This is a genomic window from Sorangium sp. So ce145, assembly GCF_051525985.1.
Classification (GTDB): Bacteria; Myxococcota_A; Polyangia; order Polyangiales; family Polyangiaceae; genus Sorangium; species Sorangium cellulosum_B.
In genome coordinates this window covers 7,317,015-7,341,381 of record NZ_CP150315.1, presented here as the reverse complement: position 1 = coordinate 7,341,381, position 24,367 = coordinate 7,317,015, and the positions used below count along the sequence as shown (strand labels likewise).

Sequence of the window (24,367 nt, the reverse complement as noted above, 5' to 3'; positions counted from 1 at the left end):
TGGTGGATATGAAGAGCGCACGATGGGTGTTCGCAGGGTGGATGGGGATGATGTTGGCCTTGCCCGCATGCTCCGATGACGCGCAGGAAGGCCCGGGCGGCAGCACGGGAGAGGGCGGCGGCGGCAGCACGGGAGAGGGCGGCGGGGCGGGGGGATTCACGGTCACCGGACCGATCACGGGGGAGACGGCTCCCGAGGGCGCCGTGGTGGCCGTCGTCTGGATAGTGAGCTCGTCCAGCCCCGACTACGGCTTCAACTTCGGCGAGGGGAGCCTCTCCGGCGCGACGTTCACCGTCGGCTTCGGGTCGGCGCCGCCGCGCGAGGCGCTCAACAGCAACGGTGTCGGCATGGGCTTCGTCCTGCTCCTCGCGCCGGGCACCCAGATGCCCGGGGGCGAGATCGACGCCGACGTGCTCGATACAGCGCTCCTCGGGGTGAGCTCGCGGCACGTCATCGTCTGGCGTGACGACTCCGGCCAGGGGTTCGACTGGTCCGGGAGCTTCCCGGCCGGCTTCGGCTGCGGCAAGTGCGTCACGGCGCCGCCTGGCGAGGGGTTCGACTCCTACGAGCCTGTCGACTGCTCTGAAGTGGAAGTGCAGGTCACATCGGACCCGGATTCGCTCGAGTTCTGCAACTGGACCTGACGTAGCGACCTGCTCACGCTCCCGCCGCCCCGCTCCGCCCCGCGGCCCGGCCGAGGCGCTCGGCCAGGCGGCGGAGCTGGTCGATGAGCTCCTCGGGCTCGTGCACCTCGAACTCGAACCCCATGAACCCGAGGTGGAAGGCGAGCGCGTCGAGGCTCCCGCCGCCGGTGTGGACCACGCAGCGGTCCGGCGAAAGCGCCTCGATGCGCCCCGCCACGCCCGAGAGCCGCTCCGAGACGGCCTGCGCGGGGGCGTGCACGGTCACGCGCGCGCGGATCGGGTAGGCGTCCGTGGAGACCGACTTCGACACGTAGGCGGCCACGTCCTCCGCGGGCAGCGGGCGGGGCTTGAAGCGGCCCGCGGCCTTCGGCCTGCCCTGGATGCGATCGACGCGGAACGTCCGCCAGGCGTCTCGCTGGAGATCGTACGCGAGCAGGTACCAGCGGCGGCTCGTGTGCACGAGCCGGTACGGCTCGACGGCGCGCGTGCTCGCTGCGCCGCTGTGGCTTCTGTAGTCGAAGCGCAAGACCTCGGCGTCGCGGCACGCGTTCGCCATGACGGCGAGCGCGTCCGCGTCGACGGTGGGGCTGCCGTCGCCCAGCTGCACGCTCACGGCGCCCAGCGCGGTCACCTTGCGCCGGAGCCGCTTGGGGAGCACCTGCTCGAGCTTCCCGAGCGCGCGGACCGACGCTTCCTCCAGCCCCCTCACGGGCCCGGTCGCCGCCGCGCGCAGCCCCACGGCGACGGCGACGGCCTCGTCGTCCTCGAGCGGCAGCGGCGGCAGCTCCTTCCCGGCGCCGAGCTGGTATCCGCCGCCGATGCCGGTGGCCGCGTGGACGGGGTACCCGAGGCTCCGGAGCCTGTCCACGTCGCGCCGGACGCTGCGCTCGGTGATCGCGAGCTCGCGGGCCAGCTCGCCGCCCGTCCAGAAGCGCCGGGATTGCAGCAGCGACAAGAGCTTCAGCAGCCGCGCGGACGTCTGGACCATGTGCCGCCTGTCTCCTTGCGGACCGAATCTGTCCGCAATCCAGTCTAGCTTCCTCTCATCCCGCGGGCGAGGCGCCCGAAGGCGCGTCTCGACGAGCCCCACGGCCCCCGCCCCCCATCCCTGGAGCCACCGCCCATGAGCAACGCCGCTTCCGAGCACACAACGACCACCGCCGGCATCCGGACCTACAAGGGCAGCTGCGCTTGCCACGCCGTCCGCTTCGAGGCCGACTTCGACCCGAGCGCCGGGACGACGCAGTGCAACTGCACGATCTGCACGAAGACGAGGTGGTGGGGCATCATCGTGAAGCCGAGCGCCTTCCGCCTGATCGCCGGCGAGGAGGTCCTCGGCGACTACTCGCGGCACGAGGCCGGCCATGCCCGGTTCTGCAAGACGTGCGGTATCCGCGTCTTTGGGCACGGGAACATCCCGGAGCTCGGCGGAGAGTTCTGCTCCGTGAACCTGAATTGCCTCGACGACGCGGACCTCACCGGGGTCCCGGTGACGTACCTCGACGGGCGTCACGATACCTGGGCGCAGATCGGCGCCACGACGTACGTGGATCCGTTCTCGGCCGCCACGAGGGCTTGAGCCGGAGCGCGCCGCTGGCGGGCGCTTGCCTGGAGCGACAAACGGGTTGAAACCCCAGAAAAGAGCAGGAATTTGAACCGCCAAGGCGCCATAAGACGCCAAGATTTTTATGATTCTCTTGGCGTCCTTGGCGTCCTTGGCGGTTCATTTCTCGCTCGATCAACGTGATCGGTGTCCTGGCGCCCCGGGCCGGCGGCGCCGGGAGCTCGAGGTTTACGGAGATGCTCCCTTGACGACGGCGCCGATGATCGCGTCCAGGTCCACCGCGTTCGCCATCGCCTGGTACCCGGCGTCGTTCGGGTGCAGCTTGTCCGCGTCGTAGGCCGGGAGCAGGCGGCTCGGATCGGCCGGGTCGCGCAGGGCCTTGTCGAAGTCGATCACCCCGTCGAAGGCGCCGCTCGTGCGGATCCACGTGTTCAGCTTCTGCCGCTCCTGCTCCCCCTTGGCGGTTCCATAATCGCCCTTGTAGGTGCCGTTCGAGCCGGCGAACGGCACCAGGGTGCCGCCGTAGATCTTGAGCCCGGCGGCGCGGGCAGACTGGATGATCTGCTGGATCGCCGGGATCAGATCCGCGGCCTTGGCGGAGCGATCGCCGATGTCATTGATGCCCGCGAGCAGGATGATCGCGCGGGCGCCGGGCTGGGTCAGCACGTCGCGCGCGAGGCGGGCAGGGACCGGATACCCGAACTGGAGCTGGGGACGGACGGTGAGCAGCTCGTTCCCGATGATCCCGGCGTTCGCCACGGCGAGGGTCGGCCCCTTCCGGCTGGCGAGGCGCTGCGCGAGGTAATCGGGGTAGCGATGGTTGTCGTTCTTTGTCGACAGGTATCCATCGGTGATCGAGTCGCCGAGCGTGATCAGGGTGCCGACGACGTCCGGCGAGGCCTTGACGTCGACGCCCGACACGGCCATCCAGCACGAGATCTTCCGTGTGAACTGCTTGTCGGCGCCGTTCCCTGTCTGGTTGCCCGAGGCGAGGAAGTTGTCCTGCGCCGCAAAGTAGTGTTGCGTGATCGGCCCGGTCTTGCCCGGAAGGTAGACGTTCACCGCCAGCGTCTGCAGCGGCTGGACCTTCAGCGCCACGGGGTCGCTCACCGCCTCGCCGCCCGCGGCGATGACGATCGATGTCTGGCCTGCGAAGCGCAGCGGCAGGGAGCTCCCCGCGACCGTGGCGGCTCCACCGGCCGAGAGCGCGACCGACGCCGAGCCCACCTTGAGCGGCTCGCTGCCGCCGGCGTTGGAGATGCGCACGCGCGCCGAGCTCCCGCCGGCGCTCACGCGGACGATGTTCCGGACCGTCTGGTCGGCGAGGCCGACGTCCGAGGGACAATCCTGCGAGTTGAAGGTGCCGCCGGGCGTCGGGCTGCTGTGCCACGCGGAGACCCATCGCCCCTCGGGCGCCTTGTCCGCGGCCAGCGCGGGGCGCGCCAGCACACCCGTCATCAGCGCGATCGCCGCGGCGAGGAGGGAAGCTCGCCGCGCGCGACCGTGCTTCGGATCGAGCCGTGCGGACGAGGAGCGCCGGGCGTCGCGGCGCTTCGAGGTGACTGCGTTATTTCTCGGTGAATTATCCATCGGTCCTATCCCGGTTGTTCGCTTGGAGCCGTGGAGCGCGGAGAACGCTCACAAAGTCTCAATCCTCACGACCTCACGGCGTCCATCGTATGTATTCCCGATCCATGGCTCCAGTAGTCACACACTTCGCAGCCGTCAGCGCTCCCGCCGACCATCTGGCCGGGCGCAGGGTCACCGTGCGAATCCACGCCCTGCTCGACGATGCTTCGCGCTTCAGATTTCCGGGAACGCCCCGCTCAGGCCGTGCAGCAGAAGGTGGATGGCGCGCTCGCCTGGAGCTCGCCCACGGGCTCACCACCGTGCGGAGCGCACGCGCCCGGCTCGACATCCGCGATCACGGCCGACTTGCTCCCCAGGCCGACGCCGGGCGGCGTCACGACGCAGAACGGGACGCTGGAGCTGACGAGGCTCGACGCGAGCAGGTCCGTGCAGGCGGCGTCGCGGAACACGGACGCCATGAGGGTGCATGAGGCGCCGGTAGGATCGCCGCAGCCGCAGGCGGTGCACTCGCGGCCGTCGATCACGTCCTCGAAGAAGACGTGCCTGGCGGCGTACCCCTCCGGACAGCTGGCGTCGTCGCCCTCGTGGTAGACGCAGGTCACGAAGCCCGACGGTGCCGCTGGCACGCACGTCGTCGCGTCCTCGCATGCGGTGTACGCGCCGGCGAGGCACGCCCTGGCCCGTGTCGCCCACGGATCGAGCCTGGGGACAGGCGGCGGCGCATCGATGCGCGGCGTGCACGCGCCGGTCGTGACCGAGGGCGCCGCGATCGTGAGCGACTGCACGCAGGGCTCGCCGTCGCAGCGCTGATCTTCGGGGATCGGGTTCGCTGCGGTGCACGCGCCGTCCCAGCCGTCGGGTGCGGCGAAGGAGGTCATCACGGTGCCCGGTTCGTCGCCGGGGCACGAGGCGGACGAGGATGCGGCCCAGCCGGTGGGGAGCGTGCACGAGGCCTCGGGCGGATCGCACGCGCAGGTCGCGCAGTTGATCGGCGGCTGCTGGAGATCGGCGAAGCCTTCGTAGCCGAGCGTGGGCGCATCGGCGGGGCAGTCGGGGACAGCTTCGGGCGGGCCGAACCAGAGCAGCGCCGGGCCGAACCAGCCGAGCGGTGCAGGCGGGGTGCACTGGCCGGAGCACAGCGAGCTGTGCATGTCGCCGCCGGCGCCGCCCTGGCCGCCGGCGCCGCCTTGGCCTCCGGCGGCGCCCTGGCCGTCGGCACCGCCCTCACCGCCCTCACCGCCGCCGCCACCGGTGGCGGCCCCCGAGCAATAACCCAGCGCCTTCTCTTGGGGTGTGCAGGGGCCCGTGATGATGGTGGGCTCTACCTCGCAGCCAGCGATGAGCAGCAGCCCTGGAAGGACGAATCGTGCCGTGCGCATGGCTGAAACCTTACTTGAACGCCATTCTTCAGCACAAGGCCAATGACGTACGACGATTCTCATGAACACCATTCCCTGAAGCGAGAGGAATTTCTCTTTCCGTTCCAATTTGTCGGAGCGTTCTGCCGCGCTCACTGTCGAATCGCTCTCAGAAGCTCGCCTGTAGACCGACGCCGATTGCCACGGCGACAGCAGGAGCGCTCCAGACAGGGCGCTCGGGCTCAGGATCGCCTGGTTGGCGAAGGATGGCGCCGGCGGCCACAGGATGAACGACATCCGCGTGTGCTCGGGCTGATAAATTATCTGAGAGAGGCCACTCGATACCCGCCCGAGCACCGAATCCGGCGCGGAGATTCAGCCGTGATGTCGTGTTGAACGGAACAGCGGCGACCGCATGGCGTACGCCGAGCTCGGCGAGGCCGCACGCGAACAAGCTCCGGCGGTCCAGACAGAAGACGACATTCGTCGTGAGGGTGGAGACCGACATGGCGACGGCGTCGACGTTTCCTGACAGCGCGGCGAGCCCGCGGACCTCCAGCACTACGGACCACGCCGGCCAGCGTGCCCCGGCGGACAGCGCCGGCCCAGCAGCAATGCCGGGCGTCAACCCGAGGCCTGCCACCGCGCCGAGGCCGGCCACCCAGCGGAAGCGTTCCGCCGGCGCTCGCAGTACTGCGCTGCTCCGGAGCGGCGCGCGCACGGGGGACGCCGTGCGCGGCGGTGATGGCGGCGCAGGGGCCGGCTTCGGCGGGCAGGGCCGCTCCGGCGAGCAGGGCTCTTCGGGCGGCATCGTCTGCTCGGCGGGCCTCGCTGGCGCCGCCGGTGGTGCGGGGAGCTCGGCGGCGTCGTCGAGCAGCAAGGCGATCGACACGGCCATGGCGGTGACGAGCACCTTGCAGTCGTCGCGCGCGCTGAACCCGTCGGCCCAGCGTCCGTGCCCGTCGCCATCGCGGAGGAACAGCGATGCGGCGAGCTTGCCGTGCCGGCGCTCGATGGACGCCGTCATCGTGAACGGGGCCTCCGCATCATAGGGGTCGACCCCGCCCATCGCCCTGGCCGACTCCGCGCGCAGGAACGGCTCGTCCGGGCAATCCTCGGCGCCTGGCCCGCGGATGAACTCGAGCCGCACCTGGAGCGGCGTGGGCGTGGGCTCGGCCTGGACCGGTGTGATGCCAGCGACGGAGATCGCGCCCGCGGCCATCGAGGCGAGCGCCGCGCGGGCCGCCCGCTTCATGCTCGCGCTCTCGCCGTGCGATGTCCGGCGCACGCGCCTCGTCCGCGCGGTCACGGAAGCTTCCGCCCCGCCGCGCCGCCGGCCGGCGTCGCCTGCGCCGCCGCCGCCTTCGTTCGCAGGCGCTCGCGCATCAGCTTGAGCTGCCCTTCGGGGAACCGTCGCTCATGGGCGGCGATGCGCTCCAGCGCGGTCGCCCTGTCGCCTTGCAACAGCGCCTGCCTGGCGGCGTCGAGCAGCTGCAGCTCGTCGGCGAGCGGCTCTCGATCCTGGTCGGAGGGAGCGCGCTGCTCCGGCGCGGCGGGCTTGCGCTGGCGGAAGGCACTTGCAGGCGCGGGCGCGGGCGCATGAGGGGGTGGAGCTTTGTTGTCCGAGATCGCGTCGGATCGCGGCGCATCGGATCGCGGCGCGTCGGATCGCGGCGCGTCGGATCGCGGCGCGTCGGATCGCGGAGCATCGGACCGCGGCCGTCCACCGGGACCGGTCTCCGGTCGCGCATCGGGGTGGGCGGCACGCGAGAGGAGGAGCGGTGTCGCGATCGGGCCCAGGCGGTGGGCCCAGAGGGCGGGCGCTGGCGCGAGCGCGGCGAACAGCACGGCGCCGCCGACGCCTGCCGTCGCCCACGCCAGCGCCGAGCGGATGAATCCGGCGAGCGGGCGTGCGAGGCGAGCGGCGCGCCCGGGTCGATCTGCGAGGTCCTGGGGTCTGAGATCGCTCGGCAGCTCGGGACGGGTCGCGGGCGCGTTCGTCTCGACGGCGGCGGATGCGCCGGAGTGGACGGCCGGCGACGCGACGGCGGAGCGCGAGGAGGCGAGGGAGAAGAGCGGGACCATGAGCAGGCCGGACCGGAGCGCGCGCTGCTCCTCGGGGCGCAGGCGCTTCACGGCGGCGCGGAAGTCTTCGCGCGCGAGGCGCAGCCGACTTGAAGCGGTGTTCTCGTTGAGCTCGAGGGCGCGCGCGATCTCGCGCACCGGGATCTCGACCCCATCGGCCATGATCAGGATGGCGCGCCGTTCGGGCGCGATCGTCGCCAGCAGGCGGGTAGCGATCGCGATTCGCTGGTTCGTGGCGATGCGCTGCTCGCTGCTCGGCGCGACGTCGGCGCCCTCGAAATACGCCTCATCCGCGAGGCCCACTGGCACCTCGAGGCGCCGGTAGGTGCGCTCCAGGTGGCGCCGGACCTTTCGCCAGGCGATCCCGAAGAGCCAGCTGGACTCGGCTCGCCAGCGCGGACCGAGGCCGTGCGGGCGCGATGGCCGAGGAGGATCGCGCGGCGCCGGCGGAGGGAGCGACGCGGGGTCGTCCTGCCCCTGCTGCTCCTGGGCGGTGTCCGCGGCGGCAGCTGGCACGGCGGACGCGAAGTCCTGGAGAGGCGGTGAGGCGGCCGGCGACGGTGCGGCAGCGCCGCGCGCCGCGGCGGGATAGACAGGGTTGTACCGGCGGAGGCTCGTGTAGGCGCCGAGGAGGACCTCCTGGGACAGGTCGTCGATGTCGTCCTCGGCGACGCCGAGGTAGCGGAGCATCCCCGGGAGGACGTGAACGGCGGTCGCGTGCATGGACGTCCAGGTGCTGTGCTGGACGAGGTCCTCGGGAGGAGGCGGGAGGGGAGAGAGAAGGCTCATGCTTAGAATTGCGGGGAATTCTTGGGATCGTCACGGAATCGACGGGGCTGGTACCGAGGGGTGGGGGCGGGAGCGTGGCCGATGGCGGCAGAAGGTCGGAACGGTGCGGGGCGCTGGGCGGCGCGGGTGCGCAGCGGGTCGGGGTGACCTCCTCGGACGTCATGGCCGGCGGGCTCGACCATGGCAGGAAGGGCGACGCTTCGTGTTGGGTGCCATCTGCGCCGTGCGGAGACGCGGCGCAGAGGGGGCGACGAGTCGAGCGTCGACGAGGCCGGCGACCATTCTTCCGCGGGGCCGCCTCTCAGCGGCGGAGAGGGCCATGCAGCGCGCCCCCCGTGGTCGTCATCCAACCGCTTCAATGGGGCCGCCGCCCTGCAGCGGCGGAGAGCGATCTCGCGGTTGGTGCGGTCGAGCTCGATCCCGACGCTTCAATCTGGATTTCGCGCGTCGTGAGCCATTCAGAACTATCAGTAAATTAACGGCGCAAAACGGAACGCCTTGAGCTGATGCACGGCAAGAGGCGGTGCCGTCATCCGATCCCCTCTCGAAGCATGGTGCGCCGGGCGGGGGCTTCAGCCGGGGGAGCCCGTCGCAGCACGCGCCTTCTTCTCGTCCACGAGCTTCTGGATCTCTTCGTCGATGAGCTGCTCCATCCGCTGGGAGAATGCGAACCCGAAGGCATAGTGCATCAGCTTCGGAAAACCCGCGTCCCCCGGCTCCCCACCCTCCCAGAAGACACGAATCCCGGAAGCTTCGAGCGCATACCGGATGGCATGGAGGGCGTTGAGCAAGGCTGAAATGCCATCGATCCCGAGACCTCGATCCGACCGAGGCTCGGGGGTGCCGTCGATCGTGAACGGGCACGCCCATTGACCCGGCTGAACCTCCAGAGGTTGGCCGATCGCTACCGTCACCGAACGACCTGGGTCGTCAACGACGGTGAGGCGACGTTCCGCGATGGGGTTGTCTATGGGAACCATGGGACGCAGCCTGCCGCTCGTTCCCGGGAACGGTCAAGTGGCAGCCGCCTACTATTCCCCGAAATGCCAGTTGCACCAGTTGATGCAGGCGATCATGCCACCCTTTGCAGCCAACCAGCAGGTCGCTCTCATGCGTGGATCAGGTAGCCCCCGGCAAAACTGCTCCATCGCGAGCTGACCGTTCCTACAGGCGGCAACGCACTCACTGTAGGAGTCAGGCCGTTCGACCTCGCCGCTGGCCGCTTCAGGTTCGTCCACCTCTGGCGATGCTCCACATCCCGTCGTCGCCGCCGTCCCCGCAATTCCCAGCAGACCCAGCACGCGCAGCAGCCGCCTCATGTGCTCCCCCCGAGGAGCACGTGGAGCGCGGCCCCTGGCCACGTCAAGGACGAGCCTGCCAGGCGGATCGACGCCATTCTTCTCGTCTCTTCAGCGTAACATCTTGACGTAGGAAATCCGTAATGGGAGTAGAACCCTGGCGACGACGCAAGTCTGTGCGCTTTCGTGGTGTTGCGCGGCAGGTGCGGTCCCTGGGACCGCGCCCCGTTCACATCGATGCAGACGCCCGTCGACGTAGCCGGTGGACTTGGCCCCCTGCCCCCCAACCTCACTCCGGGGGCAGGATTTGCTTCAATGGGGCCGCCGCGTTTCAGCAGCGGAGAGGCGGGTCCAGGCTGAGCCGGTCGACTTCTATATGGGGCTTCAATGGGGCCGCCGCCTTTCAGCAGCGGAGAGCCGCTCGCGATCACGATCTACAACGGCAGCACCGCGATGCTTCAATGGGGCCGCCGCCTTTCAGCGGCGGAGAGCCAGAAGGTCCGGAGCCGTAAGGAGACCTTCATCCTGCTTCAATGGGGCCGCCGCCTTTCAGCGGCGGAGAGTGCAGCAGATGATTCACAATCAGTTGAGCATCTTGTCGGCTTCAATGGGGCCGCCGCCTTTCAGCGGCGGAGAGCCGAGCTTCCGCGCGGCCTCGTACGTCGCCCACTGGCTTCAATGGGGCCGCCGCCTTTCAGCGGCGGAGAGATGATCAAGGAGTAGGGCTTCGCCCGCTCCGGTTCTGCTTCAATGGGGCCGCCGCCTTTCAGCGGCGGAGAGCAAGGCTGGGAGCCCTCCACCGCGAACACCGCGATGCTTCAATGGGGCCGCCGCCTTTCAGCGGCGGAGAGCGGACGCCCTCTTCGCCGCCATGCACACGACGCTTTCGCTTCAATGGGGCCGCCGCCTTTCAGCGGCGGAGAGCGCCGAGGCGCGCATCCCCTACGGCGTGGTCGAGGAGCTTCAATGGGGCCGCCGCCTTTCAGCGGCGGAGAGGTTCGTTGACTTCTACGTCATGCGCTCGAACGTGTCGCTTCAATGGGGCCGCCGCCTTTCAGCGGCGGAGAGTCGAAGAGCGGCGGCCGGCGCGGAACCTCGCCGAGGTGCTTCAATGGGGCCGCCGCCTTTCAGCGGCGGAGAGGAATCGGCAAACTTGCCCAGGCGTTCCTTCCAGCCGTGCTTCAATGGGGCCGCCGCCTTTCAGCGGCGGAGAGCACCCGTCGCGCGCCCGAGGCCGTAACGCTCATCTCAGCTTCAATGGGGCCGCCGCCTTTCAGCGGCGGAGAGAGGAATTCCCAAACGTTCGGCTTCATCGCACATCTCGCTTCAATGGGGCCGCCGCCTTTCAGCGGCGGAGAGGCGGGACAACAGCATGCAACGTGCGACGTCCTACCCTTGCTTCAATGGGGCCGCCGCCTTTCAGCGGCGGAGAGCACCGCGGAGCAGGCCATCTACGCCTGGCAGGCCATGCTTCAATGGGGCCGCCGCCTTTCAGCGGCGGAGAGACGCGCTGAACATCGCGCTCTCGCAACGCCACCGCGGGATGCTTCAATGGGGCCGCCGCCTTTCAGCGGCGGAGAGAGAGAAGGAGCAGATCGCCGAGAACAGGGCGGCTCTCGAGCTTCAATGGGGCCGCCGCCTTTCAGCGGCGGAGAGCAACGCAGCTCAAGGAAGGCTTCGTGGACAGGTTGCAAGCTTCAATGGGGCCGCCGCCTTTCAGCGGCGGAGAGGAGAGGGGCTGGATGCAGAAATACCTAGAGAACACGCTGCTTCAATGGGGCCGCCGCCTTTCAGCGGCGGTGAGAGTAGGGCGAGCCGATTTTCCCCGGGAGCGTCGTCGGGTCGCTTCAATGGGGCCGCCGCCTTTCAGCGGCGGAGAGGCTGCTCGCGCGCGACGTGGGCGAGGCCGCGATCAGGATTCAATGGGGCCGCCGCCTTTCAGCGGCGGAGAGCGCTCTCCTTCAGCAGCGCCTTCAGCAGGTTCGCGGGCTTCAATGGGGCCGCCGCCTTTCAGCGGCGGAGAGGAACACGTCGCGTAAGAGCACCTAACATTACTCCGTTGACGCCGCTCGTTTGCCCGCTCGCTTGAGGGATGCGGAACGTGCGGCAGAATACAGCGTGGGCAAGCTGTTGGTGCCGGACGAACTCTGGGAGCGAATCGAACCTCTATTGCCGAAAACGGAGCCGAAGCCGCAGGGCGGCCGGCCGCGTACGCCTGATCGGACCGCCCTGACGGGGATCTTGTTTGTGCTCAGGACAGGGATCCCTTGGGAATATCTACCGCAAGAGCTCGGCTGCAGCGGAATGACGTGCTGGCGCAGATTGCGCGATTGGCAGCAGGCTGGCGTGTGGGATCGGCTTCACGAGGCATTGCTTGATGAACTCGGCGGGGCCGATAAAATCAACTGGAATCGTGCTGCGCTGGATGCCTCCCTGGTTCCGGCAAAAAGGGGGGCCAAGAGACCGGCCCGAACCCCACGGATCGCGGCCGGGCGGGCTCGAAATATCACCTCCTGGTCGATCAGAGTGGCATCCCGCTCGCCGTCGAGATGACGCCGGCCAACGTCCATGACTCGAAGATGTTCACCCCCATGGTGGATGCGGTGCCGCCGATCGCGCGTCCTTGCGGCCGACCGCGGCGCCGCCCCAAGAAGCTGCACGCGGACAAGGCATACGACGACCCGGCCCTGCGCTTGGCTTGCCATCTGCGTCACATCGTACCCCGCATCGCTCGCAAGGGTATCGAGTCGTCGGAGAAGCTCGGCCGTTATCGATGGGTCGTCGAACGGACGATCGCATGGCTGCGTCGCTTCCGGCGCCTGACCGTACGCTACGAGCGGCGGGCCGACATTCACCGTGGGTTCCTCAAGCTCTCCGTCTGCCTGATCTGCCTCAGTTACGTCCAGACTAGCTTTTGTTAGGCGCTCTAATTCGACCGCCGGGGCTTGACGCTTCAATGGGGCCGCCGCCTTTCAGCGGCGGAGAGACCGAGAAGTCCCCGCGCACCTGGACCGATCCACGTTGCTTCAATGGGGCCGCCGCCTTTCAGCGGCGGAGAGACCGAGAAGTCCCCGCGCACCTGGACCGATCCACGTTGCTTCAATGGGGCCGCCGCCTTTCAGCGGCGGAGAGGGCGGAGGGAGAGCTTGCGGCGCTCCGCGCGAAGCTCGTGCTTCAATGGGGCCGCCGCCTTTCAGCGGCGGAGAGCCCTCGGGGCCTGCTCCCTTCCTGATGACGGCGGGGGCTTCAATGGGGCCGCCGCCTTTCAGCGGCGGAGAGCCGTGGATGATGCCTTCCGGGAGCTGAGGCAGAACTGGCTTCAATGGGGCCGCCGCCTTTCAGCGGCGGAGAGTCGGGCTCCTGGTGGTGGGCCAGATCCAGACCCGGATCTCGCTTCAATGGGGCCGCCGCCTTTCAGCGGCGGAGAGTGAGGCCAGGCTGGAGCATGCCAAGGCCAACCCCATGCTTCAATGGGGCCGCCGCCTTTCAGCGGCGGAGAGTGCAAAAGAAGGTATTACGCAACCTGACGGTATCAGAGCTTCAATGGGGCCGCCGCCTTTCAGCGGCGGAGAGGCGGTGACGATCAAGCCGCCCGGGGCCGACTACGACTTCTAGCTTCAATGGGGCCGCCGCCTTTCAGCGGCGGAGAGCGGTCGGCGCGCCGTCCTGCCCCTGGTAGTAGTACCCGCTTCAATGGGGCCGCCGCCTTTCAGCGGCGGAGAGACGTCGGCGGCAAGACCTACGCCCAGCTCAGCCACATGGAGCTTCAATGGGGCCGCCGCCTTTCAGCGGCGGAGAGCAGGCGCAGCGGCAGGGCGTGTTCCGCGTCAACGTGCTTCAATGGGGCCGCCGCCTTTCAGCGGCGGAGAGCTCGTTCGAGATTGGTCGGCTTCGAGACTCGAATGATCAGCTTCAATGGGGCCGCCGCCTTTCAGCGGCGGAGAGGCCGATGTCGTCTGGGCGATGATGCAGGCCAAGACGCTTCAATGGGGCCGCCGCCTTTCAGCGGCGGAGAGCCCGACGTGGACGGTGTAGACTTCCTGCTGCAACTGGCTTCAATGGGGCCGCCGCCTTTCAGCGGCGGAGAGCACGGAGGCCGCCGCAGTAACGGCGGGCCTCGACACGCTGCTTCAATGGGGCCGCCGCCTTTCAGCGGCGGAGAGGACCAGGAGCGGCGCGCGGCCCCCGGGCGACCTCGCGGCTTCAATGGGGCCGCCGCCTTTCAGCGGCGGAGAGCCGGATCGAAGGATTGCCAGCGACGTGGGCCACCCTGCGCTTCAATGGGGCCGCCGCCTTTCAGCGGCGGAGAGGAAGAAGCCCGCGACGGGTGCGGTGCAGGGTCATGGAGCTTCAATGGGGCCGCCGCCTTTCAGCGGCGGAGAGCCCCATGCCGACGATTCCGATCCGTGACCTGAACGACCCGCTTCAATGGGGCCGCCGCCTTTCAGCGGCGGAGAGTAACTACTGGGGCACAACCATGCACGTCAAATATCAGCTTCAATGGGGCCGCCGCCTTTCAGCGGCGGAGAGTGATCTGTCGCATCTCGGCGGCCACAGACAGCACTGTTTGCTTCAATGGGGCCGCCGCCTTTCAGCGGCGGAGAGGAGTACAAGCTTTCCGAGAACGACCTGGTACGCCTCGCTTCAATGGGGCCGCCGCCTTTCAGCGGCGGAGAGGCCGTGAACACGAATGTCCTCCCGACGACGTGAGGCCGGCTTCAATGGGGCCGCCGCCTTTCAGCGGCGGAGAGGCAACCGCGGATCGACCTCACGTCGCGCGCCTGCCGCGGCTTCAATGGGGCCGCCGCCTTTCAGCGGCGGAGAGCACCTTCCCGGAACGCGACGCGCCGACGCCGGTCCTGCGGCTTCAATGGGGCCGCCGCCTTTCAGCGGCGGAGAGCTCGTCTAGCCGGAGAACCGGTGAGGCTACCGTGCACGACGCCGGTCCTGCGGCTTCAATGGGGCCGCCGCCTTTCAGCGGCGGAGAGCGCGCTCTGGGAGAGCAGGTGTTCCGGCAGCTCGGCCAGCTTCAATGGGGCCGCCGCCTTTCAGCGGCGGAGAGGCACCTCGTGGCCGAGGCCGACCTGCGCTGGGACGGGCTTCAATGGGGCCGCCGCCTTTCAGCGGCGGAGAGCGGCTGGCTCGCTGGCAGGCGCCCCCAGCCCAGGTACCTGCTTCAATGGGGCCGCCGCCTTTCAGCGGCGGAGAGCGGTTATTCGATCACGGGACGGTGGGACTCTGTGCGATGCTTCAATGGGGCCGCCGCCTTTCAGCGGCGGAGAGGCCCGCGGGCTGGGTCCTGGTGGACGGCCAGGTGAAGGGTGCTTCAATGGGGCCGCCGCCTTTCAGCGGCGGAGAGAGCCACATCAGGTATTCCCCAGTTGGCCGCCACTTCAGCTTCAATGGGGCCGCCGCCTTTCAGCGGCGGAGAGAGGCCTCCCAGACCTACCTGACATTTCGCGTACTTAGAGCGCCTAACAAAAGCTAGTCTGGACGTAACTGAGGCAGATCAGGCAGACGGAGAGCTTGAGGAACCCACGGTGAATGTCGGCCCGCCGCTCGTAGCGTACGGTCAGGCGCCGGAAGCGACGCAGCCATGCGATCGTCCGTTCGACGACCCATCGATAACGGCCGAGCTTCTCCGACGACTCGATACCCTTGCGAGCGATGCGGGGTACGATGTGACGCAGATGGCAAGCCAAGCGCAGGGCCGGGTCGTCGTATGCCTTGTCCGCGTGCAGCTTCTTGGGGCGGCGCCGCGGTCGGCCGCAAGGACGCGCGATCGGCGGCACCGCATCCACCATGGGGGTGAACATCTTCGAGTCATGGACGTTGGCCGGCGTCATCTCGACGGCGAGCGGGATGCCACTCTGATCGACCAGGAGGTGATATTTCGAGCCCGCCCGGCCGCGATCCGTGGGGTTCGGGCCGGTCTCTTGGCCCCCCTTTTTGCCGGAACCAGGGAGGCATCCAGCGCAGCACGATTCCAGTTGATTTTATCGGCCCCGCCGAGTTCATCAAGCAATGCCTCGTGAAGCCGATCCCACACGCCAGCCTGCTGCCAATCGCGCAATCTGCGCCAGCACGTCATTCCGCTGCAGCCGAGCTCTTGCGGTAGATATTCCCAAGGGATCCCTGTCCTGAGCACAAACAAGATCCCCGTCAGGGCGGTCCGATCAGGCGTACGCGGCCGGCCGCCCTGCGGCTTCGGCTCCGTTTTCGGCAATAGAGGTTCGATTCGCTCCCAGAGTTCGTCCGGCACCAACAGCTTGCCCACGCTGTATTCTGCCGCACGTTCCGCATCCCTCAAGCGAGCGGGCAAACGAGCGGCGTCAACGGAGTAATGTTAGGTGCTCTTACAACCCGGTTTGCGAGAGGTTCCCGTTTCGGCCCCCCGCGCGGGTCGTCCGAGGCCCCTGGCGTGGCCTCGGCCATCCAAAAATTCTTCCTGATTTCAAACACCTGCCCGCCTTGCGAGCGCCCCCCGGGGTTTTCGCGTCACACCACCGCTCGCAGCCGGTGCTCCCGCCCTCGTCATAACACACCCCGTCCTCTCCTCGGGCAGCCCTTCCGCTCTCGCCGACGGCTCCGCCCGTACACCCCCCACCTCCGCCGCTCGCTGCCCTGCCTCCGGCGCTGTCGCCCCCGGCTCGGACGACGCATGCCCCACCTCCGGCCACGTCGCCCCCCGCCTCGCCGGACTCATCCCCCGCCTCGCCCGACTCATCCCCTGCGGGGTGCTTGCCCTCGGACCCGGGGGAGACGCCTTCCGCCGCGGGGCGCCCGTCTGCCGCCTCGGGGCGCCCGCGCTTTCTGCGGGGGACCTCGCCTTCCGAGGCCCCGCGTGCATCGCCCGCCCTGGGGGGCCGCCCTGTCGAGGCAGGTGTCGCTTCACCCGGGCCGGAGCGCAAGCTCGCCCGGCGCGCCCCGGGCGCACGCGATGATGGCGGCAGAGCACCTGAGCTGAACGCGCTCCCCTCCGCGAGGATCGCCGCCATCAACTCGCGCACGGGCCCTGAGGGGGCGCCCCGCTTTTGGCGAGCGGGCGCCGTCCTGTGCCGGCTGCCGCGCACGCAAATGCGGCCGGCTCCGTTCGGAGGATGGGTGAGCAACCAGGCGAATGCGACCACGCTCGCTGCCGCCGGCAGGAAGGCGGATTCGGCTCAGCGCAAGGCGCGGGGCGAGGCCCGCGGGGCGAGGCAGGCGGCGCGGCCAGCGCAGGCGGCGCGGGGCGGCATCGCGGAATTCGCCGCGGCGCATTTGCGTTGAATTTGCCGCGCCGCAGTGCGGTAATCGCCCAAGGAGCCCCCCGGATGCTCGGGCGGCGCGGCTCGCGGGCATCACCATGGACAGGGACGCGTGACGGGCGGACGAGACAGCGGCGGGGACCTTCCGGTGGGCGAGAGCGTCCCGCCCGCGCCCGTCGAGGCGGGCGGCCCCGAGGGCGCGCCCGGGGCCGAGCTGCGGTCGGTCGCGGCGGGCGGCGCCACGCTCTGGCTCACGCAGGCGCCCGGGTTCTCGCTGTGGCGCGGCGAGGTGGACGCGCCGGATCGGCTGCGGATCGAGGGGCGCGACGGCTACCTCCACGAGCTCCGGCTCGAGCCGGTCGGCGCGCTGCGGCTCGGCCGCGTGGAGCGCGTGGGCGACGAGCGCAACGAGCTCGTCTACCCCGACGTGGCGTCGCGGCTCGCGGCCTCGCTGCGCCACGACGGCGTGCGCTGGTGGCTGCGCCGCCGCGAGGAGTGCAGCGTGCCCGTGCAGGTCGGCGCGCGGCACCTCGCGCGCGGGGAGGAGTCGCCGCTCGTGCACGGCACCTTCGTCTGCGTCGGCGGCATGCGCGCGACGTTCTTCGACCGCCGCTACGCCGCGCTGTCGGTCCCTGCCGGCGCGGTGGACCCGGCGACGGGCCTGCTCGCGCGCGCCGGGCTGGAGCAGGAGTGCGCGTCGCTCCTCGCGCGGAAGGGCCAGGGCGCGCTCGTCCTGCTGCGGCCGATCGAGGCGGGCGCGCCCTCGCGCGCGGCGGCCGCGCTGGTCGCGGTGCACCGGCTGTGGCCGGATCGGCCGGTCGGCGACGCGGACGGCACCGCGGTGGTGCTCGTGCGGGGCGGCGCCGCCGAGGCGGCCGCCGCGGCCCGGCAGGCCCTGGAGGCCGCGGAGGCCGCGGGGCTCGGAGCGTTCGCGTGCGGCTACTTCACCATCGCCGGCGAGGCGGACGTGGCCGGCCGCGAGGTCGAGCTCGGTCTGCACGCCATTGCGTCGCTCGCGGCGGAGCGCGAGCGGGGCGCATCGCTCGGGGCGGAGCGCGAGCGGGGCGCATCGCTCGCGGCGGAGCGCGAGCGCGGCACGGCGGGCGCGAGCAGCGCGTCCACCCCCGTGGCGGAGCTCCGCGACGGCACGGCCAGCGCGCGCTTCGCCGCGCCGCTCGAGGTGATCGAGGCGTCGCGGAGCGGGCGCCGGGCGACGGTCCTGTTCGGCATCGAGGAGCAGAGCGCGCTCGGCGGCGTCGGGCCGCACGTCATCGGGGCGCTCGCGCAGGAGCTCGCGGCGGTCGTCGCCACCCACGCGGGCGCCGGCGCGCTGATCGCGCCGCTCGCGCCCGGCGTGGTCGCCGCGTGTGTGCCCCGCAAGGCGGATCCTGCGGTGATGGCGAGCGCGGTGCAGTGCGACTGGCACGGCCGGCCGCCCATCCTGGACGGGAGGGTCGAGCACGCGCGGACCCTGTCGTGGGAGCTCCTGCACGACGCCGACGCGGGCGCGCGGGCGGCGGAGATCTCGCGCGAGTGCGGCGATCCGCACGGGGTGCTCTCGGCGCTGAGCGGCGGCCTGCCCTATCCCATCGCGGGGCGGGTGCGGGCGGCGATCGGGGCCTCGAGCGCGATCGAGCGGGTGAAGATGCTGTTCGACGTGCTCGAGGGCACGTGGCGCTTCATCGCGACGGTGCTCGTCTCGGCCTTCTTCAGCGGCGGCAGCGCGCCCCCGACCTCGGCACGCAGCGGCGTCCCGAGCGGTCCGGGCGCGGGCGGGGCGGGCGCGGGCGCGGGCGCGGGCGCGGGCGGTCCGGGCGCCGGTGGGCCTGCTGCGGGCGGCGCGGGCGCGGGCGGTCCGGGCGCGGGCGGGGCGCCTCCCGGGTGGAGCGCGCTCCTCGACTTCCACGGCCGCACGCGCACGCGCGACGGCCTGGCGCTCGGCGCGTGGCGCGAGCTCGCGCGCACGGCCGCGCGGGCGTTCGGCGATCGCGACGATCCGATCGGCTCGATGGCGAGGGAGGTGCTCGACGTCAAGCTGTCGCACAACCAGACGTTCGAGACGCTCTCGAACCTGATGCAGGCCGAGCGCAACCAGTTCGCGCACGGCCACTACACCGAGGCGCGGGCGGCCGCGGATCTGCCCGACTTCGAGCAGATGACGCGCGCGCTCCTGCGGGCGCAGCGGCCGCTCTGCGCGTGGACGCTGGTGACGGTCGAGAAGACGGAGCCGGACCTCTACGGCGATCTCCAGACGGTGGAGTTCATCGATCACACGGGCCCTTACGCGTCCGGGACGCGGCGGCGCATCGGCCTGAACTCCCCTGTTCGCCTGTCGAACGTGGTCTATCTGGCGCGCTTCCGCGAGGGGCTGATGCTGCCGCTCGAGCCGATGGTGCGGCGGCTCGCGCCGGACGACCGGTTCGACCTCTACTGGATGGATCACCTGCCGCGGCCGGGGACGTGCCATATGAGCGCCGTCGTCGCGGGCCGGGCGGTGAAGGCGCCCTGCGATCCGCGGCGCACGCCGCCGCTCCTGCGGGCGATGCTGGACGCCGCGGGCGGATGACGGGCTGAGCGCGGCGCGGTCGCGCTGGCGGAGCCGAGCAACCCCGAGGGAGGTTGCGATACGAGCGCTCGCGGCGCGCGAAGGGCGAGGGACGCCTCCTTCCACGCGCGATCAGGGCAAGAGGACGAGCCGCACGCCGAGGCTCAACCATGCGTGAAGCGCCGTCTCGGGGATCCGGCCGCTCGCGTCGGGCACGTCCACGCCATCGAGCTCGAGTGTCATCGACGAATACTCACCCAGCGACATGGCGAACACCGGCCCGATGCCGAAGACGCTGTTGATCCGGAAATCGACGCCGGCCATGAGGTGCGCGAACTCGAGCCCCACCAGGGACAGGCTGGCGTCGCGACCCCCGCCGCTCATGGAGAGCGTCGCGATCTCCAGGCCGGCGCCATAGCCGAGCCAGGGGTTTACCTTGCCATCCGGATTGAGATGCACCTGCATCTCGGGGCCTATCCGGAAGGTCCGCGCCGAACAGGAGATGAGGCCCGAGCTGCACTGCGCTTCTATCGCGCTGCCCGGGGCACCGAGCCCCAGACCCGCGTAGACGCCGATGAAGAGGTCGGCGCTGGCCTTGCCGCCCAGCTCGACCAGGATAGGCGCCTGCCCTCCGAACGTCCTCGAGAGCTCGCCGGAGCTGGCGCCCGTCGCGCCACCCATCGGGATCGCGTAGCCCAGGCGGATCGCCATCTGAAACCCCTTCGCCGTCGGCGGAGCGCCGTCCGCGGGCTCCCTGACGGCGAGATCGCCGTGCGCGGGATACGCGACCGGGAGAGCGTAGTACACAGGGGCCGCGATGGGAGGAGCGACGCCCGTCATGGGAGGACCACCGCCCGCCGGCGCTGCGCCGGGGGATGGACCTGCCGTGGGCGCGTACGGCGCAGGGGAGACCGGCGATGCCACGCCGGCCTCGCGGTCCGGCGGGGGGATCGGTGCGGGAGTCGGCGCAGCGGCCGGCGGTGGAGACGGGCCCCCCTGCGGCGCGGCGCTCGGTGATGGCAGCGGGGCCGCCTGTGGCGCGGCGGCCGGCGATGGCAGCGGGGCCGCCTGCGGCGCGGCGGTCGGCGGCGGGGAAGGTGCAGGAGCCTGCGCCAGGACCGAGCCGGCAAGGAGCAGCGTGAGCGAGAAAGAGAGCGCGGCGAGTGCCATGGGAGGCTGCACGAGAGCTGTCATCGGAAGACCTCTACACCGACGCCGCGACCGATGGGAGGATCGCCCTCTGCTGCGCGGGGAACTGGCCGTGCTCATGGCCGCCGAGCTGTGAGTAAGCCCATCCCGTCGGGCACGCCTGGCCCGTCCCAGATCGCGTGGGCGATGGCCCCGGCCGTGAAGGTGCTGTCGATGCCGAGCCAATCGATTCGATTGTCGACGACGAGCAGCGCGCGCGGAGCGACGAGGCCCATGACCATGGGATGATCGAACGGGATCGTCAGCACGATGCGCTCGTCGAACGTCAGCGGAGCAGCGTCGAGAGCGTGTCCGGCCGCTCCTGCGCAGGCGTGGCCCGGTTCGCGCGAAGAGCGCGTTGGGTCGCGTTGCGCTGTCCGCTGTACGTCGATGTCCATGTGAACGTTCACAGCATCATGCCACTCTCACGCTATAATTGCTGTAACAGAAGAGAAGTCGAAATTCGACTCACGCGCCTCGCCCCGGCGCCTTGCAAACCAGCGGATTTGCCGGGCGAAAGCAAACTTGCGCCAAGACGAAAATACGAGAAAACTCGTGATCTGCGACCCGCGACAAGGCATCCTGATGTCTGGGCGATGCTCGATGCGAGAGCCCCTCGGATGAGGTGAGTTCTATGAACACGTGGGCGAGACGGTTCATCGTTCCTGTGCTGCTCACGGCGAGTTACGCGGCCATGGGCGGTTGCACCGCGATGATAGGCGGCGATGACCCGGAGGCGAGCAGCGGCTCTGGCGACGGGCCCGGGAGCGGGTCTGGCGACGGGCCTGGGAGCGGGTCTGGCAGCGGGAGCGGCGCCGGAGGGAACGGCTCGGCGGGGGGCGGCCCCGGCGTCGAGCCGACGGTGTGCGTGCCGGGCGTCCCGCGAACGTCGGCGCTGCCGCGTCTGACGAGGACGCAATACGACAACACGATTCGCGATCTGGTCGGCATCGACAACCAGCCGTCGTCGATGCTCGCGCCGGACGGGGTCGGGAGCGTCGATCAGCGCGCGTGGGACGGGTACAAGACCGCCGCGGCGACGGTGGCGGCGGCGGTGATGGCGGACGCCAAGGCGCGCGCCAAGACCATCCCGTGCACGCCGGCAGGCGACGGCACCGCGTGCGCGAACCAGCTCATCGAGACGCTGGGGCGGCGCGCCTTCCGGCGGCCGCTCACCGAGGAGGAGAGGGGGCTCTTCCAGGCCCTCTACACCCGCCGCCAGGCGCTCACGCCGACCGGCTCGTTCGAGGACGGCGCCCAGCTGATCATCGAAGGGTTCTTGCTCTCGCCCTCCTTCCTGATGCGCGCAGAGATCAGCGAGAAGCCCGAGGGCGAGTACTTCGTGCTGAACAGCCACGAGGTGGCGTCGCGCCTCTCGTACCTGATCTGGGGAACGATGCCGGACGACGCGCTGTTCGCCGCGGCGGACGCCGACGCGCTGCAGACGCCGGAGCAGATCCTCGCGCAGGCGCAGCGAATGCTGGCGGATCCCAAGAGCCGCGGGATGGTCAAGGCCTTCCACGAGCTCTACCTCCACATGGGCCCCGGCACGCGCTGGTCGGACATCCAGCGTGATCCGGCCGCCTTCCCGGACTTCAAAGCGTCGATGATCCCGCTCCTGTCGGAGGAGACCGATCGCTTCATCGAGCACGTGGTCTTCGATCAGGCCGGGACGTTCCAGGATCTGGTCACCACGCCGGTGGGCTTCGTCAACGCCTCCCTGGCGCCGCTCTATGACCTGGATCCTGCGGAGTTCAACGGCGCGGAGCTCGTGCCGGTCGAGCTCGACCCGACGCAGCGCTCTGGCCTCTTCACCCGCCTGGGCTTCCTGGTGTCGCACTCGGGGTACGACCGGACGTCGCCCATCCTGCGCGGGGCGTTCTTGCAGAAGGAGGTCCTCTGCGCGGACATCCCGCCGCCGCCCCCGATGGTGGAGGGCACGCCGCTGCCCACCGACGCGAGCCTCACGACCAACCGCGCTCGGGTCGACGCGCAGACGGCGGGAGACTCCTGCAAGTTCTGCCATCACACGTACATCAACCCGGCGGGCTTCGCGTTCGAGGCGTACGACGCCGTCGGCGCCTACCAGCAGACCGAATCGTTCTCGGGCGCGCCCATCGACACGCGGGTGGACGTCGGCGTGGGCGAGGACCTCGTGGCGGTCGACGGCCCGGTGGCGCTCTCCGAGGCCATCGCGAGCTCCCCGGCAGCGCACACGTGCTACGTGCGAAAGTGGGTCTCGTTCGCCTACCAGCGCGAGCTGAACAACGAGGACTCGTGCACCGTGGACGAGCTGACCGCCAAGCTCACCCAGGGCGGCTACACGGTGCTCGACCTCATCGCAGACCTCACACAGAGTCAATCGTTCCGAGTTCGTGCCCTGCAGGCGGAGGTGGAGCCGTGAACCGAAGACTGTTCCTGCGCGGAATTGGCGGCGCGGCGCTCGCCGTCCCCTTCTTGAATTCTCTCGGCCGCTCGGCGCGAGCGCAGGAGGCGCCGTCGCCGCGCCGCCTGGTGATCTTCTACACCAACAACGGTTGCCTGACGAACCGGTGGTTCCCGACGGGGATCGAGAACGGGGACGGGACCGTCACCGCGGCGTCCCTGGAGACGGCGCAGGCGGACGGGAAGCCCCGCACCCTCGCCCCGCTCGCGCCCTTCGCGGCGAAGCTGCTCTTCCCGCGCGGGCTCGCGATGCCGCTGAACGGCTTCAACAACAAGGTGGACGGCACGGAATATTTCGATCCCCACGATCAGGGCATGGGCAGCAAGCTGACCTGCGCGCCCCTCGATCCCACCGGGGATCACTGGGCGCTGTCGCACTCGCTCGATCACGAGATCGCGCAGCGCTTCAACCCGGGCACCAACAAGGTCCCGCTCGTGCTCTCCGTCGGCAATGCCTTCACGAACGTCAAGGGCATCGTGTCGTACTCGGCGCCGAAGACGCCGTACGCGCCCGTGACCAATGCGCGCACGGTGTACAGCAGCCTGACCGGGCTCTTCGCGAGCGGCTCCGAGACCGAAGCGGATTATCGCGTGGCTCGCGGCGAGAGCATCATCGACCTGGTGAGCCGTGACCTGAACGCCTACAAGGCCCGCAAGATGAGCGGCGCCGATCGGAAGAAGATCGACGACTGGCTCTCCCTGCTCCGCGAGACCGAGCAGCGGGTCATCCCCTCTGCTTGCACCGCGGAGTCGGCGACCGCGCTCGGCGTCACGGACGCTGCCCTCACCGAGGCGGGATATCCCGCTCGCGGCGGCGGCTTCCCCAACAACGAGAAGGTGTACACCCTGGGCAGCGAGATGATGATCCGCCTCATCGCCCTCACGATGATGTGCGACAACAACCGCTCCATCGTGCTCCAGTGGCCGGGCTACGTGACGTTCAAGTGGGACGGCATCGCGCACACCCACGATCATCACGGGCTCTCGCACCGCAACGGGAGCGCCGCCGTCGGCGGCCAGTGCGTGAGCGGCGTCATCGAGCAGATCCACGAGATCGACCGCTGGTATGCGGGGCGCTTCGCCAAGCTGGTCAAGACCATCGACAGCATCGAGGAGGGGAGCGGCACCATGCTCGACAACTCCGCGGTCATGTGGCTGCCGGAGCTCGCCGACGGCAACGCGCACAACAACAACAACCTGCCCATCGTGATCGCCGGCAGCGCCGGCGGTTACCTCAAGCAGGGCGTCTCTGTGAACGTCGCGGGCGGGAAGCTCGAGGCAGGCAACAGCGAAGCCACCTGCTCGAGCGGCGCGGAGGGCGAGAACAACAGCGGCAACACCGGCTCGTCGGGCGGAACCGTCCCGCTGAACAAGCTCTACACGACGTTGATCAACGCGCTCGGCGCCGGGACGCCCGACTGGACTCCGGTCGACCGCTTCGGCGTCTCGGATGCGGTCGCGGCTGGCTTCGGCGGCAGCGGGCCGTCGTTCACCACCGACGGCGCTGGCAAGGTCACCGACGGGCCTGGCATCAGCAAGCCGGGGGAGCTCGACGCCATCAAGGCGTGAGGCGACCGAAAGCCGCCGCAGGCCCGGGCCAGCGCGTGCACGAGA

General features: G+C 69.9%; 14 protein-coding genes, 1 pseudogene and 2 CRISPR repeat arrays. Of the genes and pseudogenes, 6 read left to right on the top strand and 9 right to left on the bottom strand.

Features of this window, described 5'->3' with window-relative positions; genetic code table 11:
- Positions 1–59 precede the first annotated feature (59 nt).
- Positions 60–644: a hypothetical protein gene (locus tag WMF34_RS26950; RefSeq protein ID WP_437989568.1), complete on the top strand. Its 585-nt coding sequence runs from the start codon at positions 60–62 to the stop codon at positions 642–644.
- Positions 645–657: 13 nt separating this feature from the next.
- Here the strand turns inward: WMF34_RS26950 and WMF34_RS26945 are convergent, their stop codons facing one another.
- Entirely contained in the window at positions 658–1,632 is a 975-nt protein-coding gene (locus WMF34_RS26945; protein ID WP_437989567.1) for a helix-turn-helix transcriptional regulator, read from the bottom strand.
- Between the two features lie 135 nt (positions 1,633–1,767).
- Here WMF34_RS26945 and WMF34_RS26940 point away from each other — a divergent pair, with 135 nt between their 5' ends.
- Complete coding sequence (locus WMF34_RS26940; RefSeq protein WP_437989566.1) at positions 1,768–2,223, top strand: GFA family protein; 456 nt, start codon at positions 1,768–1,770, stop codon at positions 2,221–2,223.
- A gap of 213 nt (positions 2,224–2,436) precedes the next feature.
- On the opposite strand, the gene WMF34_RS26935 is transcribed toward WMF34_RS26940, so the two are convergent.
- The 5 genes from WMF34_RS26935 to WMF34_RS26915 all read right to left on the bottom strand — a co-directional run bounded on the left by WMF34_RS26935 (position 2,437) and on the right by WMF34_RS26915 (position 9,010).
- Positions 2,437–3,666: an SGNH/GDSL hydrolase family protein gene (locus WMF34_RS26935; RefSeq protein ID WP_437989565.1), complete on the bottom strand. Its 1,230-nt coding sequence runs from the start codon at positions 3,664–3,666 to the stop codon at positions 2,437–2,439.
- A 368-nt stretch (positions 3,667–4,034) separates the two neighbouring features.
- Positions 4,035–5,177 carry a hypothetical protein gene (locus tag WMF34_RS26930; protein ID WP_437989564.1) on the bottom strand — a complete coding sequence of 381 codons (1,143 nt, stop codon included), beginning with the start codon at positions 5,175–5,177 and terminating at the stop codon, positions 4,035–4,037.
- 148 nt (positions 5,178–5,325) lie between these two features.
- Entirely contained in the window at positions 5,326–6,411 is a 1,086-nt protein-coding gene (locus WMF34_RS26925; protein ID WP_437989563.1) for a hypothetical protein, read from the bottom strand.
- A gap of 50 nt (positions 6,412–6,461) precedes the next feature.
- The gene (locus tag WMF34_RS26920; protein ID WP_157906922.1) at positions 6,462–7,931 is read right to left on the bottom strand and encodes a sigma factor-like helix-turn-helix DNA-binding protein; all 1,470 of its coding nucleotides are present in this window, start codon (positions 7,929–7,931) and stop codon (positions 6,462–6,464) included.
- A gap of 671 nt (positions 7,932–8,602) precedes the next feature.
- On the bottom strand, positions 8,603–9,010 hold the full coding sequence (locus WMF34_RS26915; protein ID WP_044965857.1) for a DUF6968 family protein: 408 nt from the start codon (positions 9,008–9,010) through the stop codon (positions 8,603–8,605).
- Between the two features lie 627 nt (positions 9,011–9,637).
- Positions 9,638–11,352: a CRISPR direct-repeat array (repeat unit 36 nt; unit sequence GCTTCAATGGGGCCGCCGCCTTTCAGCGGCGGAGAG).
- A gap of 94 nt (positions 11,353–11,446) precedes the next feature.
- Between WMF34_RS26915 and WMF34_RS26910 the strand changes: the two are divergent.
- Positions 11,447–12,249, top strand: a pseudogene (locus tag WMF34_RS26910) (IS5 family transposase).
- A 28-nt stretch (positions 12,250–12,277) separates the two neighbouring features.
- Positions 12,278–14,760: direct repeats of the CRISPR family, unit length 36 nt; unit sequence GCTTCAATGGGGCCGCCGCCTTTCAGCGGCGGAGAG.
- A 42-nt stretch (positions 14,761–14,802) separates the two neighbouring features.
- Here the strand turns inward: WMF34_RS26910 and WMF34_RS26905 are convergent.
- Positions 14,803–15,605, bottom strand: a protein-coding gene (locus WMF34_RS26905; protein ID WP_086018256.1) for an IS5 family transposase whose coding sequence is annotated in 2 segments (ribosomal slippage) — positions 14,803–15,281 and positions 15,281–15,605 — 804 coding nt in all. Because the reading frame shifts where the segments join, the coding sequence is not laid out codon by codon here.
- A gap of 1,082 nt (positions 15,606–16,687) precedes the next feature.
- Here WMF34_RS26905 and WMF34_RS26900 point away from each other — a divergent pair.
- A complete protein-coding gene (locus WMF34_RS26900) occupies positions 16,688–19,141 on the top strand; it encodes a hypothetical protein (protein WP_012237845.1) in 2,454 nt (817 codons plus the stop codon).
- A gap of 111 nt (positions 19,142–19,252) precedes the next feature.
- Here WMF34_RS26900 and WMF34_RS26895 read toward each other — a convergent pair whose 3' ends face one another.
- Positions 19,253–20,290 carry a hypothetical protein gene (locus WMF34_RS26895; protein ID WP_437989562.1) on the bottom strand — a complete coding sequence of 346 codons (1,038 nt, stop codon included), beginning with the start codon at positions 20,288–20,290 and terminating at the stop codon, positions 19,253–19,255.
- 95 nt (positions 20,291–20,385) lie between these two features.
- The gene (locus WMF34_RS26890; protein ID WP_012237843.1) at positions 20,386–20,706 is read right to left on the bottom strand and encodes a glucuronyl esterase domain-containing protein; all 321 of its coding nucleotides are present in this window, start codon (positions 20,704–20,706) and stop codon (positions 20,386–20,388) included.
- A 236-nt stretch (positions 20,707–20,942) separates the two neighbouring features.
- Between WMF34_RS26890 and WMF34_RS26885 the strand changes: the two genes are divergently transcribed.
- Positions 20,943–22,712, top strand: a complete 1,770-nt coding sequence (locus tag WMF34_RS26885; RefSeq protein ID WP_012237842.1) for a DUF1592 domain-containing protein — start codon at positions 20,943–20,945, stop codon at positions 22,710–22,712.
- Entirely contained in the window at positions 22,709–24,322 is a 1,614-nt protein-coding gene (locus tag WMF34_RS26880; RefSeq protein ID WP_012237841.1) for a DUF1552 domain-containing protein, read from the top strand. Before WMF34_RS26885 ends, WMF34_RS26880 begins: the two co-directional genes overlap by 4 nt.
- Positions 24,323–24,367 lie beyond the last annotated feature (45 nt).

What these genes read in the sequence shown, in the direction of transcription:
- WMF34_RS26945 (WP_437989567.1), bottom strand. Translation starts at nt 1,632, where the DNA reads ATGGTCCAGACGTCCGCGCGGCTGCTGAAGCTCTTGTCGCTGCTGCAA.
- WMF34_RS26935 (WP_437989565.1), bottom strand. Translation starts at nt 3,666, where the DNA reads ATGACGGGTGTGCTGGCGCGCCCCGCGCTGGCCGCGGACAAGGCGCCC.
- WMF34_RS26890 (WP_012237843.1), bottom strand. Translation starts at nt 20,706, where the DNA reads ATGGACATCGACGTACAGCGGACAGCGCAACGCGACCCAACGCGCTCT.
- WMF34_RS26925 (WP_437989563.1), bottom strand. Translation starts at nt 6,411, where the DNA reads ATGAAGCGGGCGGCCCGCGCGGCGCTCGCCTCGATGGCCGCGGGCGCG.
- WMF34_RS26940 (WP_437989566.1), top strand. Translation starts at nt 1,768, where the DNA reads ATGAGCAACGCCGCTTCCGAGCACACAACGACCACCGCCGGCATCCGG.
- WMF34_RS26915 (WP_044965857.1), bottom strand. Translation starts at nt 9,010, where the DNA reads ATGGTTCCCATAGACAACCCCATCGCGGAACGTCGCCTCACCGTCGTT.
- WMF34_RS26930 (WP_437989564.1), bottom strand. Translation starts at nt 5,177, where the DNA reads ATGCGCACGGCACGATTCGTCCTTCCAGGGCTGCTGCTCATCGCTGGC.
- WMF34_RS26885 (WP_012237842.1), top strand. Translation starts at nt 20,943, where the DNA reads ATGAACACGTGGGCGAGACGGTTCATCGTTCCTGTGCTGCTCACGGCG.
- WMF34_RS26920 (WP_157906922.1), bottom strand. Translation starts at nt 7,931, where the DNA reads ATGCTCCGCTACCTCGGCGTCGCCGAGGACGACATCGACGACCTGTCC.
- WMF34_RS26895 (WP_437989562.1), bottom strand. Translation starts at nt 20,290, where the DNA reads ATGGCACTCGCCGCGCTCTCTTTCTCGCTCACGCTGCTCCTTGCCGGC.